A 16,147-nucleotide genomic window follows, 5' to 3' on the forward strand; every position below is an offset into this window, starting at 1 on the left:
GCGTGGGGGATTAAAAGATGGACACGGAAGCGTACTATATTTGCCAACCGAACGTCGACAACTGGAAAGTGCACATCCTAAGCTAATTACTTAGACCTGGGCACAGTCCAAAAAAGCGCCTAAGGGGCGCGGATAACTCTTTAAACGGAAGCCTGAGGCAACTGCCGGACTACAAACAGGAAAAGACCTGGCTTAGTTGCCAGGTCTAATCCTTATTTGAAGCGAGTCCGGGAATGCTTCAGGAGCAGAAATTACTTAACCTCTACTTCAGCACCGGCTTCTTCGAGCTGCTTTTTCAGCGACTCAGCCTCGTCCTTGGTTACGCCTTCTTTCACAGCTTTGGGAGCACCGTCAACCAGCTCTTTAGCCTCTTTCAGGCCCAGACCGGTCAGGTCTTTCACCAGTTTCACCACAGCCAGTTTGGCACCACCGGCAGCCTTCAGGATAACGTCGAACGACGTCTTCTCCTCGGGAGCTTCTTCAGCAGCAGCGCCGCCGCCACCAGCCATCATTACGGGAGCAGCAGCAGCGGGCTCGATGCCGTACTCGTCCTTCAGGATGGTTGCCAATTCGTTTACTTCTTTCACCGTCAGGTTTACAAGCTGCTCAGCGAATGCTTTCAAATCTGCCATTTCTGTAGATTGTTAAAAAAATGTGTTGTTGAAAATTTAGTATTGAAGTCGAAAAAGAGTGGGCGCTTAGGCGGCCTCTTTCTCGGAAAGCGTTTTGAGGATACCGGCCAGTTTGTTGCCACCGCTCTGAAGAGCCGAGATAACGTTTTTGGCAGGCGATTGCAGCAGACCGATGAGTTCACCGAGCAGTTCCTGCTTGCCTTTGAGGGTCGTGAGACCTTCAAGCTGGTCGGAACCGATGTAGATGCTGGCATCCACATAAGCGCCTTTCAGCACGGGCTTCGGCGTAACGCCGCGGCCGTAAGCCTGCGCCTTATAGAAGTCGCGCAGCATTTTAGCAGGAGCCGAGCCGCTCTCCGTAGAGAACAATACGCCCGACTGGCCTTTCAGCGCGGCATCCATTTCCGACGTGTCGTGGCCGAGGGTGTCCAGGGCTTTCCGGATGAAGGTGTTTTTGTACACCTTGTATTCCAGGCCGCGGTTGAACGCGAGGCGACGGAAGTCGTTGATTTTCGCTACCGACATCACCGAAGCATCGACAATGTAGAACGAGTTGTGCGATTGCATTTTTCCGCTCAACTCATCCACGAGGGTTTGTTTTTCTTCCCGAGTCATGTTTGGTTGGGTTAATTAGCTAGCGGAGTTTACCTGGCTGTCCACCGGAACGGCGGGCGACATCGTGCTACTGAGCGTAATGCTCTTGATGTAGGTACCTTTCGAAGACGAAGGCTTCAGGCGACCCAACGTCTGGATTACCTCCAGGGCGTTTTCGGCCAGCATGCTCGGGTCGAACGATACTTTACCCACGGAGCAGTGAATGATACCGGTTTTGTCAACTTTAAAGTCGATTTTACCAGCCTTCACTTCCTGCACCGCCTTAGCGACGTCGGTCGTAACGGTGCCCGACTTCGGGTTCGGCATCAGACCACGGGGACCGAGCACACGGCCCAGGCGACCCACTTTGGCCATAACAGCCGGCATGGTGATGATTACGTCGATGTCAGTCCAGCCTTTCTCGATTTTCGAGATATAGTCGTCCAGACCCACGAAGTCGGCGCCGGCGGCCAGAGCTTCGGCCTCCTTATCTGGAGTCACGAGCGCCAGAACGCGAACGGTTTTGCCGGTGCCGTGGGGCAGGGTGGCCACGCCACGAACCATCTGGTCCGCTTTGCGGGGGTCCACACCGAGGCGAACGTCAATATCTACTGAAGCATCGAACTTGGTGTAGGTAATGTCCTTCACCACGATTGCGGCTTCCACGAGGCTGCGCATTTGCGTCAGGTCGTGTTTGGCAAGGGCTTCCTTGCGCTTTTTGCTTACTTGTGCCATGTGTCGTTTCTCCGTTTAATTATTCAGCAAAAGGAGAAGTGCCACTGATGGTGATACCCATGCTACGAGCCGTACCAGCTACCGATTTCATAGCCGACTCCACCTTAAAGGCGTTCAAGTCAACCATTTTCGTTTCGGCAATGGTGCGTACCTGGTCCCATGTCACGGAGCCCACTTTGTTCCGGTTCGGCTCTTTCGAACCGCTCGTCAACTTGGCAGCTTCCATGAGCAGCACCGGAGCTGGTGCCGTCTTCACCACGAAGTCGAACGACTTATCGGTGTACATGGTGATGAGTACAGGACAAACTTGGCCGGCTTTATCTTGGGTGCGCGCATTGAACTGCTTGCAAAACTCCATGATGTTCAAGCCTTTGCTACCAAGTGCAGGTCCTACCGGCGGCGATGGGTTCGCTGAGCCTCCCTTTATCTGCAGACGCAGATAACCTCTGATTTCTTTGGCCATTTGATTGTGTAGTCTGGGGCGCCTACGTCGTAACTCGTGCTTGCCTCAGTTTAGTAAACTCCTGTTTGGAAGCCCCGCCGACCCGGAGCAATTAGTCGGCGTGGTATTTATCTAGTTGTTAGTTACTGGTTGTCAGTTGTTAGTTTTCAGAATCGTTTCCTGACAACCAGCAACTAACAACTAACAACTGATTATACTTCTTTTTCTACTTGGGTGTAGCTAAGTTCTACTGGCTGCGAACGGCCGAAAATCTTCACTACCACGTTGAGTTTCTTCCGCTCTTCAAATACTTCGTCTACATTACCAGAGAAGCCATTAAAAGGGCCGTCCACCACTTTCACAAGTTCGCCTACTACGTAAGGCTTATCAAGTGTAGCGGTAGTCTGCTGCTCGGCTTCGTCCACAATACCAAGGATGCGATTCACTTCGGTGATGTGCAGCGGAACGGGCTTGTTGTTGGCCGCGTCCTTCTTGTCTTTGTCGCCGAGGAAACCAATTACGCCAGGCGTGCTGGTGATGATGTGGTCTACTTCGCCGTGGCTGAGGTCAGCATGAATGATGATGTAGCCGGGGTAGAGGTTCCGCTCGCGGACGCGCTTCTTGCCGTTGCGCATCTCAAACACCTTCTCGACTGGAATCAGCACTTGCGGAACAAGCTCGGTCAGGCTATGCCGGCCGAGCTCGGTTTCGAGGTAATTTTTGGCTTTTTTCTCCTGGCCGCTCACGGAGCGCACCACGTACCATTTCAATTCGCCCATCTTGACTGCTGATTAGCGAAACGAGTTATAAAACGCTTTAAGTACCGACTCAAAGCTGATATCCATGACGCCCACCACGACGGCAAACACGAGCGAACCAATCAGCACGAGACCGGCGCTCTTTTGCAGTTCCGTCGTCGTGGGCCACGTTACGTTGTAACGCATTTCCTCGATGGTGGCGCGGAAGTAATTGCTCAGTTTGTCCATTGGATGAGGAAAAAACAGCGTTGCCGCTGAAAACAACATGGAGCGGACCAATTGGCCCAAATGGCACGAGTGGAGAGATTCGAACTCCCATCAAAGGTTTTGGAGACCTCTATTCTACCCTTGAACTACACTCGTTTGTTGACATTCCCGTAAAGCGCATTTCGCCAAAGGGAGTGCAAAGGTAAGAGAAACAGTGGAGAAAACAAATACTCCGTTCTGTTTCAGCGTAAAAAAGCCGCCCCCGAGGTTTCGGAAGCGGCTTTTTTTACTGTTAAGCCGGAGCTTAGTCGAGAACTTCCGTTACCTGACCGGCACCGACCGTACGACCACCCTCACGGATAGCGAAGCGGAGGCCTTTCTCCATTGCCACCTTGTTGATGAGCTCAACGGTGATGGTGATGTTGTCGCCGGGCATTACCATTTCAACGCCCTCGGGGAGGGTGATGATGCCGGTAACGTCGGTGGTGCGCAGGTAGAACTGCGGACGGTAGTTGTTGAAGAACGGCGTGTGACGGCCACCTTCCTCTTTCGAGAGAACGTAGACTTCGGCCTTGAACTTTTTGTGAGGAGTTACCGAACCGGGCTTGCAGATAACCATGCCGCGACGGATGGCTTCTTTCTCAATACCGCGGAGCAGCAGACCTACGTTGTCACCAGCTTCGCCACGGTCCAGGATTTTGCGGAACATTTCCACACCCGTAACCGTCGACTTCAAGCCTTCGGCACCCATGCCGAGGATGTCAACTTGCTCACCCGAGTTGATGATACCGCGCTCGATACGACCGGTGGCCACAGTGCCACGGCCGGTAATCGAAAACACGTCCTCAACAGGCATCAGGAAGGGCAGGTCGGTCAGACGGGCCGGAATCGGAATGAACGAGTCAACCGCTTCCATCAGTTCGTTGATTTTAGGAACCCAGGCAGCATCGCCGTTCAGGCCGCCGAGGGCCGAACCCTGGATAACCGGAATGTTGTCGCCGTCGAAGTCGTAGAACGAAAGCAGCTCACGGATTTCCATTTCCACCAGCTCGAGGAGCTCGGGGTCATCCACCATGTCAACTTTGTTCATGAATACCACCAGCTGAGGAACACCTACCTGACGGGCGAGCAGGATGTGCTCACGGGTCTGGGGCATCGGGCCGTCGGTGGCAGCTACCACGAGGATAGCACCGTCCATCTGGGCAGCACCGGTAACCATGTTCTTCACATAGTCGGCGTGGCCGGGGCAGTCAACGTGGGCGTAGTGACGGTTAACCGTCGAGTACTCTACGTGCGAGGTGTTGATAGTGATACCACGCTCTTTTTCTTCGGGGGCATTGTCAATCGAAGAGAAATCACGCTTTTCGGCCAGGCCCTGGTTTGCCAACACCATGGTGATAGCAGCGGTCAGGGTGGTCTTGCCGTGGTCGACGTGACCGATGGTACCGATGTTTACGTGCGGCTTGGACCGGTCGAAATTTTCTTTAGCCATTGTAAAGAGTAAAAAAGAGGTGGTGAAGTGAATTTGAAGGATAAATACGACCCTACAACAAGAAAGCGAGACTCAGCCCCTACGAAATAGAAAACTGTGCGTCGCTTACCTGGGAGAACCGCGCCCGCGGCCAGAAAATTCAGGCTGCAGGACTTGGGGTTATAATCTGAGCCATTTATGGGATTTGAACCCATGACCTCTTCCTTACCAAGGAAGTGCTCTACCACTGAGCTAAAACGGCTTATTCTGAAAAAGTTGAGCGGGAGACGAGGTTCGAACCCGCGACCTGCAGCTTGGAAGGCTGCCGCTCTACCAACTGAGCTACTCCCGCAGATGGTCTTATAAAGTGGGGAGAGAAGGATTCGAACCTTCGAAAGTTTACACTAACAGAGTTACAGTCTGTCCCATTTGGCCGCTCTGGAACCTCCCCAATTTGGTGCTTGCCGGCCGATTGCCAAGAAGCGAAACCCCCTCATTTTGACGGCTACCAGAGTAGTAGTGTTTCGTAAGGAGTCGCAAAATTAAAGCTTTTCTGACAACGGGCAAGCGGTAAGGCAAAAAAAGGTTGGTCTTTTTTGAAAAAAGCCCCTCCTGATGCTTCTACATGAGATTATAGAATGCCTTTAATCGGTCGTCCGTTTCTTTTTCGCGGATATTCTGCAGCACGGCCTTCAACGTGGGGTTGGTGGGCATGAGCATAGCTAGGCCGCGATACGCGCCCAACCGGACGTAATACTGCGGTGCATTGCGGGCGTATTCTTCCAGGACTCTTAGACCTTTGTCACGCTCTACGGGGGGAATGTGAGTCATGAGGGTGCCGAAGGATTGGAAGTACGCGTACAAATCGGCGTCGGCAACGTCAGACAGGCGGCGCAGGAACCACGGGTACTGGTCGAGGCCGCCATTGAGGGCATAAAAATCAGCTACGGCCAGGATTAGCGGGCTACTGGTCGTGTTATCGAGGGCAGCAACCTGCTGGCGGGAATTGGTTTCGGGCTTTTTGGACAGGACTTCGACTGCGGCGGCCGCGACGAGGGCAGAGCTATCGACAACGGCAGCCCCGTAAATCGGGCCGTAGCTGCCATCGGGAAAGCTGGCCAGGGTAACGATGGCCTGCGCCCGGACGCGGGGGTTAGGGTCGGTGGTAGCGAGGCGCTTGATGTCCTTGCGCATGCCTTCGGGCTCGGGGCCCCGGTAGCGGCGGAGGTGGTCGAGGGCCGTACGGCGGAGGGCCCAGAACTTGTCGTTCAGCGCGTTGCGCAGGAGGCTGCTCACCGATAACTCAGTGGTTTTATTCTGCAGCAGCTCCAGCACTTCGGATTTCTGCTGGTAGCTCTGGGCGTGGTAGAACTGGAAAATCAGCTCGTCCTGCGTCCGCTCTTCATCGAACTGGGCCAGGAGTTGGCTTTCGTTGTCAAATTTGACCAGGCTCGGCTTTTGGTTGGCGGGCAGCGTGAAGGTCTGGTCGGCCTTGGTGACGGTGAGGTGGTGCTCAGTGGGCTGGTTGCTGCCGGTCCAAACGGCCACCGTGACGGGCAGGCGGTAGACGGGCTGGAACAGGGTATCCTGGGTTTGCTGCACGCGCAACGTGACCTGGCCGTTGGTGTAGGTGTGGGTGATGTGGAGTTCGGGATGGCCGCGCTTGAGGAACCATTGGTTGAAAAACCACATCAGGTCTTCGCCGGTGGTTTCTTCGAAAGCGACGCGCAGCTTGGAGATTTCAACTGCTGACTGCTTGTTTTGGGTCAGGTAGCGATTGAGGGCGGCGAAGAAGGCGTCGTCGCCCACGTACTTGCGCAGCATGTGCAGCACGCGCCCGCCCTTGTCGTAGGAATGTCGGTCGAACATGTCTTCCCGGCTGGCATAACGGTAGCGGATGAGGGGCTCGCGCTTGGACTGGGCTTCTTCGAGGTAGTTGTTTATTTTAATCTCCTGCACGAGGCCGGCCTCATCGGTACCGTACTTGTGCTCGGCCCACAGGTACTCGGAGTAGTCGGCAAACGACTCGTTCAGGGGCAGGTTCGACCACGATTCACACGTCACATAATCGCCGAACCAGTGGTGGAACAGCTCGTGTGCGATGGTGGATTCGGCCGTTTGGTAATTGGCATCGAGCAGTTCGCGCCGGGTAGCCTGGATGATGTTGCCGTGGGTGGTGGCCGTGGTGTTTTCCATGGCCCCGCTCACGTAGTCGCGCACGGCTACCTGGGCATATTTTTCCCACGGGTACTCCACGCCCAGCTTTTTGGAGTAGAAATCCATCATTTCGGGCGTGTGGCCGAACACGGCGCGGGCTGTGGCCGCGTACTGCGGCTCGACGTAGTAGTCGACGGGTTTGCCGTGCCAGGAGTCGCTCACGACCGCAAAATCGCCGACGACCATCGTGGCCAGGTAGGGCGCGTGGGGCTCGCTGAGCTTCCAGGTGTCGGTACGCGTGCCGTCGGGGTTGGCGTGGGAGGAAATAAGGAGGCCGTTGGAAAGCGTCTTGAACTGCTTTTCCACGGTCATGCTGATTTCCTGGGTCATCCGCTGGTTGGGCTTGTCGATGGTGGGAAACCAGCAGGAACTGGCTTCCGTCTCGCCCTGGGTCCAGATTTGGCGGGGCTTATTTTTTTCGAGGCCGAGCGGATTAATGAAATAAAGGCCTTTGTCGGAGGTAATGGCAGCCGAGCCGCCCTGGGGCAGCTCGTTGGGCTTGGCCACGTACACGATGCGCACTTGGTACGGGGTGCTGCGCGGGTACGGATGGTCGAGGGCGATGACGAGCTTGCGCCGGTTGTAATTGTAGTTGAGGTTCTTATTTTTCTTGTCGCCGACCAACTCGACTTTCTGAATGTCGAATCCTTTGGCATCGAGCACCACTTCGGTCTGCGGGTAGAAGTGCGAGCGCAGCGTGAGGATGGCCGTGCCCAGCAGGTGTTGCTTTTTGTAGTCGAAATGCACGTCGAGTTTGGTATCAACCACCTCGGTGAGGATGGTGACGGCGGGCTGCAGTGGCGCTTCGGCCGGCAGCCACGAAGGCACCACAATGCCCGCGGACGAAGGCGCGGCAGGAACCGCCGGGGCGGCTTTTTTGTGAACTGGTGCCTTGCTTGGCCCCTTGCCGGGGGCCGGGGTCCCCGATTGCGCGACGGCCAGTAAGTGCACAAATAACATCAGGGTGGTAAGGCCTGGAACCAGATACTTCATGCCAACAGCGACGGGCGAAAAACGCCTCAATTTCTGAATTAATTTGAGATTTGGCCTACCTTTAACCCCGCTTCCGTCCTACCTCACTCGTTTTTAGATGTTCCAAATTAGCACCGGCCCCGGCCAACTCTGGGAAGTTGACTACCGCGCCGCCGATACGGTGGCAATCAACGGCCAGCCTTTTGCCTGGGACCTAGCGGATTTGGGCGAAGGCCGGTTTCACATCCTGCACGAAGGTCGCTCCTATAATGCGGAAGTCGTGTCGATGGATGCCGCAATAAAAAGCATTTTGCTGAAAATAAATGGCCAGCAAATTGAGCTAACCGGCAAAGACCGGTTCGACCTGCTCCTCGAACGCCTGGGCATGAGCAACGCCGCCGTCGCGAAGGTCAATGAGCTAAAAGCCCCCATGCCCGGCCTCATCGTAGATATCCGGGTGGCGCCCGGGCAGGCCGTGCTCAAAGGCGACCCGCTGCTGGTGCTGGAAGCAATGAAGATGGAAAATATCCTCAAAGCGCCGGCCGATGGCACGGTGAGCAGCCTCAAAGTAACCCTGCGCGACAACGTGCAGAAAGGCCAGGTACTGGTGCAGTTCGCCTGATTTTTTACTTGCGCTGTTCCATGGATTCCTTCCGCCAACCACCGCCACAGGATGCCAATGACTGGCGGGATTCGGGCCGTAGAACAGCGGAGAATCATCGGACAATGATAGTAATCGTAACCACAATCGTGGCACTGCTACAGAAGCTTCGGCAACCGGGCATCTCTAAAAGAATCGTAACCATTAGCTTCAACTTATTTTGAAATACAACCGCATCCTCCTTAAACTCAGTGGCGAAGCGCTGATGGGCCAGCAGCAGTACGGCATCGATGCCGAGCGGCTGATGCAATACGCCTCCGAAATTAAATCGGTGGCCGCCACGGGCGTGCAAGTGGCCGTCGTGATTGGCGGCGGCAACATTTATCGCGGCGTGCAGGCCGAAGCCTTCGGCCTCGACCGTGTGCAGGGCGACTACATGGGCATGCTCGCCACCGTCATCAACTCCATGGCGCTGCAAAGTGCCCTGGAAAAACTGGAAGTAAGCACGCGCCTGCTCTCGGGCCTCACCATTCAGCGGGTGTGCGAGCCGTATATCCGGCGGCGCGCCGTGCGGCACCTGGAAAAGGGCCGCGTGGTGATTTTTGGCGCCGGCATCGGTTCGCCGTATTTTACCACGGACTCGGCGGCCTCGCTGCGGGCCATCGAAATCGAGGCCGACGTGGTGCTGAAAGGCACGCGGGTAGACGGCATCTATACCGCCGACCCGGAGAAGGACCCCACGGCCACGCGCTACGCCGAAATTACCTTTGATGAGGTGCTGAGCAAGAACCTGAACGTGATGGATATGACGGCCTTCACGCTGTGCAAGGAAAATAACCTGCCGATTATCGTGTTCGATATGAACACGCCCGGCAACCTGGAGCGTTTGCTCAACGGCGAATCGATGGGGACGCTGGTGAGTGCGGGCGGCACGGGCACCGGCCGCGATGGCCGCAAGCCGCTGCTGGACCCCAAGCACAGCCCATTGCAGCCGCTGGTGGGCAACCAGCCGGAACAAGCTTAACTTTTAGTTGTCAGATGCTCGTTGTCAGTTGTTAGTTTGCACCGAAAAACGGACGACTGGCTTTGGCCTCTGACCACCAATAACTGACAACCAAACGAAATGGACGAAGAAATTCAGTTTTACCTCGACGAGCTTGCTGAATCGATGAGCAAGGCGCTGGCGCACGTGGGCGTGGAAATGAGCCGTATCCGGGCCGGCAAGGCCTCGCCGGCCATGCTCGACGGCCTGCGCGTGGACTACTACGGCACCCCCACTCCCATCGGCCAGATTGCGACCGTGACGGCGCCCGATGCCCGCTCGCTGCTCATCAAGCCCTGGGAAAAAAATATGGTGAGCGAAGTAGCCAAAGCCATTAAGAACAGTGACCTGGGCCTGAATCCGGTGTCGGATGCCGACGGGGTGCGCCTCAACATTCCGGCCATGACCGAGGAGCGCCGGCGCGAGCTGGTGAAGCAGGCCAAGAATGAATCGGAAGCTGGCAAGGTACGGGTGCGCGGCATCCGCAAGGACGTGAACGAGTCGCTGCGCAAGCTTTTGAAAGAGGGCGCTTCGGAAGACGCCGTCAAAAGCGCCGAGGAGAAAGTGCAGAAAACGACGGATTCTTACATTGCCGAGGTTGAGAAGACGCTCAGCAAGAAGGAATCGGAGATTATGACCATCTGATTGAGTCCGCTTGAAAATGAAGAAGCCCGGCGATTTATCGTCGGGCTTTTTTGTGGCTATTGTCGCACGCAGGGTTTCGCGGTGTTAAAATCGCAGGGTTACGCAGGGCTGTTCTATTTCTTTCCTAACGCGGCTTCTACGGCGGCGGGCACCAGGTAGCGGATGGATTTGCCGGCACGGAGGCTTTCGCGGATGTAGGTGGCCGAAATATCCAGCAGGGGCGCGGTCAGGATTCGGACGCGGGGAAATAGCGCTAAATCTGGCAGCACGGTGCCGGGGCGCGGGTAAACGTAGATATCGACCTCGGCCAGCAGGCGGGCCGATTCCTGCCAGCGGGGCAGGCCGGGGAGGTTGTCGGCACCCATCAGCAGCACAAAATCGTGGTTGGGGTGGCGCTGGCGCAGGGCACCGAGCGTGGCGATGGTGTAGCTGGGACGCGGCAGGCCGAACTCGATGTCCTCGGCGCGCAGGCGCGGGTTGCCGGCGAGGGCCAGCTCTACCAGATTCAGGCGCTCGGCTTCGGGCAGCAGGTCGGCGGCGGCTTTAAATGGATTGTGGGGCGTGACGACGAGCCAGACTTCGGCCAGGTCGGTGCGGGTGGCAAAGTGCTCGGCCAGGATGAGGTGGCCGGTGTGCACGGGGTTGAATGAGCCGAAGAGCAGGCCGATTCGCAGCCGGTTCATACAATGGCGGGCTCGGCGCTGATGAACTGGCGCACCAGCTTTTCGGCCTGGTCGGAGGCTACGTCGAGGTCGTCGTTGATGACGGTCACGTCGAACCGGTCTTCAAAGGCCAGCTCGAAATTGGCCTTGTACACCCGGGACGAAATGCTGGATTGCGAATCGGTGGCGCGTGCTTGCAGGCGCTGCTCCAGGACTTCAATGGACGGCGGGCGGACGAAAATCGCCAGCGCCCGGTCCTTGTAGAATTCCTTGATACTGAGGCCACCTTTCACGTCCACATCAAGAATGGCGTGTTTGCCGCTCTCCCAGATTCGTTCGACTTCCGACTTCAGCGTGCCGTAGAAAGCGCCTTCGTAGACTTCCTCCCACTCCACAAATTCGTCGTGACGGATTTTGTCCTGGAACTCCTGAGTGGAGATGAAATAGTAGTCTTTGCCATTGGCCTCGGTGCGACCGCGACGGTCACGGGTGCAGGCCGAAATGGAAAAGCTCAGCTCCGGTAACCGCTCCATGAGCCGGTGCACGATGGTGGTTTTGCCCGCGCCAGACGGAGCCGAAAACACAATAATTTTGCCTTGCATCGCGCAAAGCTAGCCAGCCGGAGCCGGTATCAGGCCATTACAGCGCCTACGCGGGCCAAAATTGCTTCGGGCAAGCGGGCCGGAATGGGCCGGCGGGACACGCGCTGGTTCAAAAAACCGATAAATATGTGCTGCTTCTCAATGTCGTCGAAGCAGGGGGAACAATCGGTGCCGTGGTCGTAGAGAAAGTCCTCGTCTTCTGCGGTCACGGGCTGGCCTTCGATGAGCTGGTCTAGTACAGTATTCACGCGTTCGCAGTCGGGGCCATTGTCGGGGGGAGTGGCAACAGGAGCCGACGTGTTGGTTTGTGTAGTAGCAGCTTGGTTCATAATTGAAAATTGCGTGAAGACTGTGAGAGACAACGACGTGCAAGGCCACCGCAGCGTGCGCTTGCAGGGAGATTAATTATTCTCGGGCTCGGTTAGTTCCGTTTCGTCGTCAATTGTATCATTACCATATCCCATTGATTGGGCGTACTTCTCGAGCTTATCCTTGAGGAAATTGCGGGCCCGGTGCAGGCGTGAACGCACCGTACCAATCGGAATATCAAGCACTTTGGCCATTTCCTCGTAGGTAAATCCTTCGAGGTCGCAGAGGATGATGACGGTGCGAAAATCTACCGGCAAAGAATTTAGCGCACTAGCTACTTCGTCGCCAATCAGGTCGCGGGCCGATTGCTGGCGCATGTCGGACGACGACGCGCCGATTTCGCCCTCGGCCTCCACGTCATCGGGGTTATAATACCCTTCTATTTCGCTGTAATCGACTTTTGCGGGCTGTTTGCTCTTCTTGCGAAAGTCGTTGATGAACGAATTTTTGAGAATGCGAAAAAGCCACGCTTTGGCGTTGGTGCCGGGCTCGAAATATTCGAAAAAGCGGTACGCCTTAAGGTAGGTTTCCTGAACCAAGTCGTTGGCATCGTCCTCGTCGAGGGTGAGGCGGTAGGCAAAGTTGTAGAGCGGGTCGAGCACGGGCATCAACTCGGCCTGGAAACGCCGGTCTTTTTCCTCTTTGCTCAGTTTGACCCGTTCGGGAGAATCGCTCATACAGGTGGGCGGGGGAAATTGTGGGCCGAAACCTACGAAATAAAGGGGGACTTGAACAAATTTGGCTAAACCTAGTACTCGGTGGCGGTGCCTGGCGCGGTTGCTTCGGGCTGGTAGCGCTTATCAAATACCAGTCTTTGCCCCAGCCGGAAACGGCCGGGCTTAGGTGAATTTAGCACGCGAAACACTGCCCGATGTACGGATTGCGGCGGCTCGTAGGTTGCGCCGCCGGCCCCGGCCGTCAACTTAACGGCGCAAATGCGCCATTGTTTGCTGCTAATGGGCTTTAATCGACCAAAAGTAACGGCTCCCAGGCCAATACCCGCGCCGCCACCACCATTGGCCCGATGGCGCGGATGCAGGTGCACGCCGCTGGCTGGGCGCGGCAATCTTCGCAGTTAGGCTTGTCGAAAACCACGTATTCGGCGTGCGGACCCAGCGGGGCCCAGCGGCCGGGGTGCATGGGCCGGATGGGCGGGTACAGCCCCAACGCGTGGCGGCCCAGCGCGGCCGCCAGGTGCAGCGGGCCGGTGCTGCCCGCCACCAGGCCATCGGCGGCGGCGATGAAGGCAATGAACTGCGGCAGGCTGAGCTGGCCCGTGAGGTCGGCGGTGAGGAAAGGCGCGTGTTGGGACAGCCATTCGGCCAGCTCCTCGCCCTCCGCCGCCGTGCCGCTGATGAACACGCGGTGGCCGGCCTGGTGCAGCAGCCGGGCCAAGTGGCCGAAATGGCCGAGGCCCCACTCGCGGGCGCTGCCCCGGCTGCGCGGATGCAGAATGACATTGAGCTGGCCGGGCTGGCGCTGGCGCAGGAGCTGCGCGAACTGCGGGGCCAACGGCGCTACGGCGTTCAGGCGCACCAAATCGGCAATTTCGGGTAGCGCCAACTCTGGCGGAGTGCCTAATGGCTGAAGCAGCTTCAGGTTCAGCTGGGCTTCGTGCAGGGGCGAGTGGCGGCGGCTGAGAGCCACCAGCCGGTTGCAGGTGAGCCAGTGCAGCCAGCGGTTGCGGGTGCCGATGCGGACGGGAATGCGGGCCTTTTGGGCGAGACGGGCGAGGGCTTTGTTGGGGAAAACGTGGATGATGGCGGCGGCTCCGAAAGCCTGCAAAATGGCTACCTGCTCAGCCTGGGGCTGCTTCAGCAACTCATCAACGTTCAGAAAATCATCGACCCACGGGCAGGCAGCGGCCACGGGCGCGGTATAGGTGCGGCCGATGAGCACCACCCGGCAGCCGGGAAACAGCTGCTTGAGCCGGCCGCAGACCGGCAGGGTCAGCACCACGTCGCCGATGGCGTCGGTGCGGGACACGAGGAAGGTTTGGCGGCTTTCCGGGCTCATGCTTCGGCGCGTTCGGTGCGGGTTTTCAGCTTGGCGAATTTCAGGAACACGCCCCAGGCCGAGATGCCGGCGATGCACAGGCCGGCAAACCCATCGAGCAGGCCCAATCGAAAGAAATAGCCGTGTATAAATTTCCAGAGCGGCTTGAGCAGCAGGTGGAACAGGCCGACGTTGGTTTTGCCGCGCAGGGCCAGCTCCTGGGCCGTGATGCTGGTGAACTTGTTGAGCTGGCTGACGTGCTGGGCGATGCTGTGGTAGCTGTAGTGCAGGGCATCGCCGGCGAGCTGGCCGGTAGTTTGGCCGGGGCTCACCTCGTAGCGCTCGTGCAGGAGCAGGCCGGTCCAGCGGCCCAGGCGGCGGTCGTAGAGGCGCAGCTTGCGGTCGGGGTACCAGCCGCCGTGGCGCACCCAGTGGCCGCAGTAGTTGGTGAGGCGGGCCAGGGAATACGCGGCATGCTGCCAGTCCTGCTTGGCTTCGCGGATGGAGTGGCGCAGCTCATCGGTGAGGACTTCATCGGCGTCAAGCTGCAGAACGTGGTCGAACCGGGCCTGGGCGGTGGCGTAGTTTTTCTGCTCGACGTAGCCGGCGAAGGCGTGCTGGATAACGCGGGCGCCGTGCTGCCGGCAGATTTCCACGGTGGCGTCGGTGGAGAAAGAATCGACGACCAGCACGTCGTCGGCCACGTCGCCCAGCGCCTGGAGGCAGCGGGCAATGTTGGCCGCTTCATTGAAGGTGATGATGACGACGGCGAGGGAAACGCGCATGGGCTGGCAAAGGTAGGGGCAGCCGGCAACGCCCGCATCGCGTACCTTGAGCGGCATTTCGGGCAGGCCCGATTTTCCATCACTTCTATCATTCCTCGTGACTCCCTGGCAGGAAACTCAAGGCCAAGAATACCGCATGGCCAAGGGCTGGCGTGTTTTCGTTTACATCTGCATGCCGCCGCTGGCGCTGCTGTTTTTAGCATTACCATTCTTGCTGATGCAGGGCAAAAACCTTTCGCTGGCTACTGGTGCTGGCTTTGGCCTGCTGGGAGTTGGCTTGGCCGGTCTCGTGGTGTATGGACTGTTAGACACTTTGAAAAACTGCTTCATCATCGGCTTGCGGGAGGTGAGCCAAGTGGGGGTATTCAACACAAAAACACTGACTCTGCAGGAAATTGATGGCTACCGGATTGGTGACAAATACACTTTCATTTATCCGAAGGAGATTTATTTGCCCACGCTGAAAATTGCCTACACAACTGAGCGATACCACGAAATCACACAATGGCTGGCCGCGCGATACCCCGACTTTGATAAGGTAGCCACTGAGAAGGCTACCGCCACTTTGCTGGCGGATACTGCCCTTGGCGATACGCCGGAGGCACGAGTTACTGCGCTGGCAAAGGCCCAGCGAACGGCTCGCTTACTGAATATTGCTGGCTGGGCAGGGGCGGGTTGGCTATTTTTCTATCCGCATCCATACAAATGGGCTATTGCAACAGGGGTATTTTTACCGCTGCTGGCGACGCTGGCACTTCGGCTCCACAAACACACGTTAGGGTTCTTTGAAGATAAGACCAGTGCTTATCCATCCGTAGCGACAGCTGTGTTTATGCCCAGTTTGAGTCTTGTTATTCGCAGTTTATTCGATTTTGAGGCGGTTGACTATGCTTCCTTGTGGCTGCCAGCAGGGTTGGCGGGTTTAGGGATGGCCGTGCTGTTGGTATTGGGTGCGCGCACATGGTTTTTTAGAGACAACGAATTATTTATCAAATCTTTGGTAGTAATACCAGCAGCCATAATGTATGGCTACGGGGCCACTTCCACCATAAACGCCGTGTATGACGAGAGTCCGGCTACCATCTATAGGCCACAAGTAGTAAGCAAGCACATCAATTCGGGCAAATCCACGACGTATTATCTCAAACTGCCTGCTTGGGGACCAGTTGCCACGGAAGAGGATGTGAAGGTGAGCCGCACGTATTACCAGCAAGTGCAGCCGGGCCAGCAAGTAGCGGTTGCGTTGCGGCCGGGCCGCCTGGGAGTGCCGTGGTTTGCGGTACTGGAGTAGGCCAGCCGGCGTGGCCCGGTGATGGGCAGCCAACGCCCGGCCAAAATCTCCCGTAGTAAACGGACCTATTTTCCGTATTGCAAGCCGCACTCCGTGCGTAACTTGCGCCCGCATTCGTTTCCCCACA

General features: G+C 57.1%; 18 protein-coding genes and 4 tRNA genes. 4 read left to right on the top strand and 18 right to left on the bottom strand.

Going from position 1 to position 16,147, the window contains the following annotated elements; genetic code table 11:
* Window positions 1-251: 251 nt before the first annotated feature.
* From rplL to J4G38_RS21225, 12 genes are all read right to left on the bottom strand, one after another.
* Window positions 252-632 (bottom strand): 50S ribosomal protein L7/L12, encoded by a 381-nt coding sequence (gene rplL / locus J4G38_RS21170; RefSeq protein WP_210521226.1) that lies wholly within the window; start codon window positions 630-632, stop codon window positions 252-254.
* Between the two features lie 66 nt (window positions 633-698).
* Window positions 699-1,247, bottom strand: a complete 549-nt coding sequence (rplJ, locus tag J4G38_RS21175; RefSeq protein ID WP_210521227.1) for a 50S ribosomal protein L10 — start codon at window positions 1,245-1,247, stop codon at window positions 699-701.
* Window positions 1,248-1,262: 15 nt separating this feature from the next.
* Window positions 1,263-1,961 carry a 50S ribosomal protein L1 gene (gene rplA, locus J4G38_RS21180; protein WP_210521228.1) on the bottom strand — a complete coding sequence of 233 codons (699 nt, stop codon included), beginning with the start codon at window positions 1,959-1,961 and terminating at the stop codon, window positions 1,263-1,265.
* 19 nt (window positions 1,962-1,980) lie between these two features.
* On the bottom strand, window positions 1,981-2,424 hold the full coding sequence (gene rplK / locus J4G38_RS21185; RefSeq protein ID WP_210521229.1) for a 50S ribosomal protein L11: 444 nt from the start codon (window positions 2,422-2,424) through the stop codon (window positions 1,981-1,983).
* Window positions 2,425-2,615: 191 nt separating this feature from the next.
* Window positions 2,616-3,182, bottom strand: a complete 567-nt coding sequence (gene nusG / locus J4G38_RS21190) for a transcription termination/antitermination protein NusG (protein WP_210521230.1) — start codon at window positions 3,180-3,182, stop codon at window positions 2,616-2,618.
* 12 nt (window positions 3,183-3,194) lie between these two features.
* On the bottom strand, window positions 3,195-3,389 hold the full coding sequence (secE, locus tag J4G38_RS21195) for a preprotein translocase subunit SecE (RefSeq protein ID WP_210521231.1): 195 nt from the start codon (window positions 3,387-3,389) through the stop codon (window positions 3,195-3,197).
* A gap of 61 nt (window positions 3,390-3,450) precedes the next feature.
* Window positions 3,451-3,524, bottom strand: a tRNA-Trp gene (locus tag J4G38_RS21200).
* Window positions 3,525-3,672: 148 nt separating this feature from the next.
* A complete protein-coding gene (tuf, locus tag J4G38_RS21205; protein ID WP_210521232.1) occupies window positions 3,673-4,860 on the bottom strand; it encodes an elongation factor Tu in 1,188 nt (395 codons plus the stop codon).
* A 169-nt stretch (window positions 4,861-5,029) separates the two neighbouring features.
* Window positions 5,030-5,101, bottom strand: a tRNA-Thr gene (locus J4G38_RS21210).
* 17 nt (window positions 5,102-5,118) lie between these two features.
* Window positions 5,119-5,191 (bottom strand) — tRNA-Gly (locus J4G38_RS21215).
* A gap of 16 nt (window positions 5,192-5,207) precedes the next feature.
* Window positions 5,208-5,290: transfer RNA gene (locus tag J4G38_RS21220), tRNA-Tyr, on the bottom strand.
* Window positions 5,291-5,460: 170 nt separating this feature from the next.
* Window positions 5,461-8,049, bottom strand: coding sequence for a M1 family metallopeptidase (locus tag J4G38_RS21225; RefSeq protein ID WP_210521233.1), 2,589 nt, complete (start codon window positions 8,047-8,049; stop codon window positions 5,461-5,463).
* Between the two features lie 97 nt (window positions 8,050-8,146).
* On the opposite strand from J4G38_RS21225, the gene J4G38_RS21230 reads away from it, so the two are divergent.
* The 3 genes from J4G38_RS21230 to frr all read left to right on the top strand — a co-directional run bounded on the left by J4G38_RS21230 (window position 8,147) and on the right by frr (window position 10,316).
* On the top strand, window positions 8,147-8,650 hold the full coding sequence (locus J4G38_RS21230; protein ID WP_210521234.1) for a biotin/lipoyl-containing protein: 504 nt from the start codon (window positions 8,147-8,149) through the stop codon (window positions 8,648-8,650).
* 199 nt (window positions 8,651-8,849) lie between these two features.
* On the top strand, window positions 8,850-9,653 hold the full coding sequence (gene pyrH, locus J4G38_RS21235; protein WP_210521235.1) for a UMP kinase: 804 nt from the start codon (window positions 8,850-8,852) through the stop codon (window positions 9,651-9,653).
* 99 nt (window positions 9,654-9,752) lie between these two features.
* Window positions 9,753-10,316 carry a ribosome recycling factor gene (frr, locus tag J4G38_RS21240; RefSeq protein WP_210521236.1) on the top strand — a complete coding sequence of 188 codons (564 nt, stop codon included), beginning with the start codon at window positions 9,753-9,755 and terminating at the stop codon, window positions 10,314-10,316.
* 113 nt (window positions 10,317-10,429) lie between these two features.
* Here the strand turns inward: frr and nadD are convergent, their stop codons facing one another.
* The 6 genes from nadD to J4G38_RS21270 form a co-directional block, all read right to left on the bottom strand.
* Window positions 10,430-10,999: a nicotinate (nicotinamide) nucleotide adenylyltransferase gene (gene nadD, locus J4G38_RS21245; protein WP_317198220.1), complete on the bottom strand. Its 570-nt coding sequence runs from the start codon at window positions 10,997-10,999 to the stop codon at window positions 10,430-10,432.
* The gene (gene gmk / locus J4G38_RS21250; RefSeq protein ID WP_210521237.1) at window positions 10,996-11,580 is read right to left on the bottom strand and encodes a guanylate kinase; all 585 of its coding nucleotides are present in this window, start codon (window positions 11,578-11,580) and stop codon (window positions 10,996-10,998) included. The genes nadD and gmk overlap by 4 nt, the downstream gene beginning before the upstream one ends.
* Window positions 11,581-11,609: 29 nt before the next feature.
* A complete protein-coding gene (locus tag J4G38_RS21255; protein WP_210521238.1) occupies window positions 11,610-11,909 on the bottom strand; it encodes a hypothetical protein in 300 nt (99 codons plus the stop codon).
* Between the two features lie 72 nt (window positions 11,910-11,981).
* Window positions 11,982-12,626 (bottom strand): sigma-70 family RNA polymerase sigma factor, encoded by a 645-nt coding sequence (locus J4G38_RS21260; protein ID WP_210521239.1) that lies wholly within the window; start codon window positions 12,624-12,626, stop codon window positions 11,982-11,984.
* A 286-nt stretch (window positions 12,627-12,912) separates the two neighbouring features.
* Window positions 12,913-13,935 (bottom strand): glycosyltransferase family 9 protein, encoded by a 1,023-nt coding sequence (locus J4G38_RS21265; RefSeq protein WP_210521240.1) that lies wholly within the window; start codon window positions 13,933-13,935, stop codon window positions 12,913-12,915.
* A 26-nt stretch (window positions 13,936-13,961) separates the two neighbouring features.
* A complete protein-coding gene (locus tag J4G38_RS21270) occupies window positions 13,962-14,729 on the bottom strand; it encodes a glycosyltransferase family 2 protein (protein WP_210521241.1) in 768 nt (255 codons plus the stop codon).
* A gap of 97 nt (window positions 14,730-14,826) precedes the next feature.
* Here J4G38_RS21270 and J4G38_RS21275 point away from each other — a divergent pair, with 97 nt between their 5' ends.
* Window positions 14,827-16,020 (top strand): hypothetical protein, encoded by a 1,194-nt coding sequence (locus J4G38_RS21275; protein ID WP_210521242.1) that lies wholly within the window; start codon window positions 14,827-14,829, stop codon window positions 16,018-16,020.
* Window positions 16,021-16,147: the final 127 nt, after the last annotated feature.

The organism is Hymenobacter terricola, from assembly GCF_017921975.2.
Taxonomy (GTDB): Bacteria; Bacteroidota; Bacteroidia; order Cytophagales; family Hymenobacteraceae; genus Hymenobacter; species Hymenobacter terricola.

Excerpts from the sequence above, each read along its gene's own strand:
- J4G38_RS21260 (WP_210521239.1), bottom strand. The coding sequence starts at position 12,626 with ATGAGCGATTCTCCCGAACGGGTCAAACTGAGCAAAGAGGAAAAAGAC.
- J4G38_RS21230 (WP_210521234.1), top strand. The coding sequence starts at position 8,147 with ATGTTCCAAATTAGCACCGGCCCCGGCCAACTCTGGGAAGTTGACTAC.
- nadD (WP_317198220.1), bottom strand. The coding sequence starts at position 10,999 with ATGAACCGGCTGCGAATCGGCCTGCTCTTCGGCTCATTCAACCCCGTG.
- secE (WP_210521231.1), bottom strand. The coding sequence starts at position 3,389 with ATGGACAAACTGAGCAATTACTTCCGCGCCACCATCGAGGAAATGCGT.
- J4G38_RS21270 (WP_210521241.1), bottom strand. The coding sequence starts at position 14,729 with ATGCGCGTTTCCCTCGCCGTCGTCATCATCACCTTCAATGAAGCGGCC.
- rplL (WP_210521226.1), bottom strand. The coding sequence starts at position 632 with ATGGCAGATTTGAAAGCATTCGCTGAGCAGCTTGTAAACCTGACGGTG.
- frr (WP_210521236.1), top strand. The coding sequence starts at position 9,753 with ATGGACGAAGAAATTCAGTTTTACCTCGACGAGCTTGCTGAATCGATG.
- gmk (WP_210521237.1), bottom strand. The coding sequence starts at position 11,580 with ATGCAAGGCAAAATTATTGTGTTTTCGGCTCCGTCTGGCGCGGGCAAA.
- rplJ (WP_210521227.1), bottom strand. The coding sequence starts at position 1,247 with ATGACTCGGGAAGAAAAACAAACCCTCGTGGATGAGTTGAGCGGAAAA.
- rplK (WP_210521229.1), bottom strand. The coding sequence starts at position 2,424 with ATGGCCAAAGAAATCAGAGGTTATCTGCGTCTGCAGATAAAGGGAGGC.
- nusG (WP_210521230.1), bottom strand. The coding sequence starts at position 3,182 with ATGGGCGAATTGAAATGGTACGTGGTGCGCTCCGTGAGCGGCCAGGAG.
- tuf (WP_210521232.1), bottom strand. The coding sequence starts at position 4,860 with ATGGCTAAAGAAAATTTCGACCGGTCCAAGCCGCACGTAAACATCGGT.
- J4G38_RS21255 (WP_210521238.1), bottom strand. The coding sequence starts at position 11,909 with ATGAACCAAGCTGCTACTACACAAACCAACACGTCGGCTCCTGTTGCC.
- rplA (WP_210521228.1), bottom strand. The coding sequence starts at position 1,961 with ATGGCACAAGTAAGCAAAAAGCGCAAGGAAGCCCTTGCCAAACACGAC.
- J4G38_RS21225 (WP_210521233.1), bottom strand. The coding sequence starts at position 8,049 with ATGAAGTATCTGGTTCCAGGCCTTACCACCCTGATGTTATTTGTGCAC.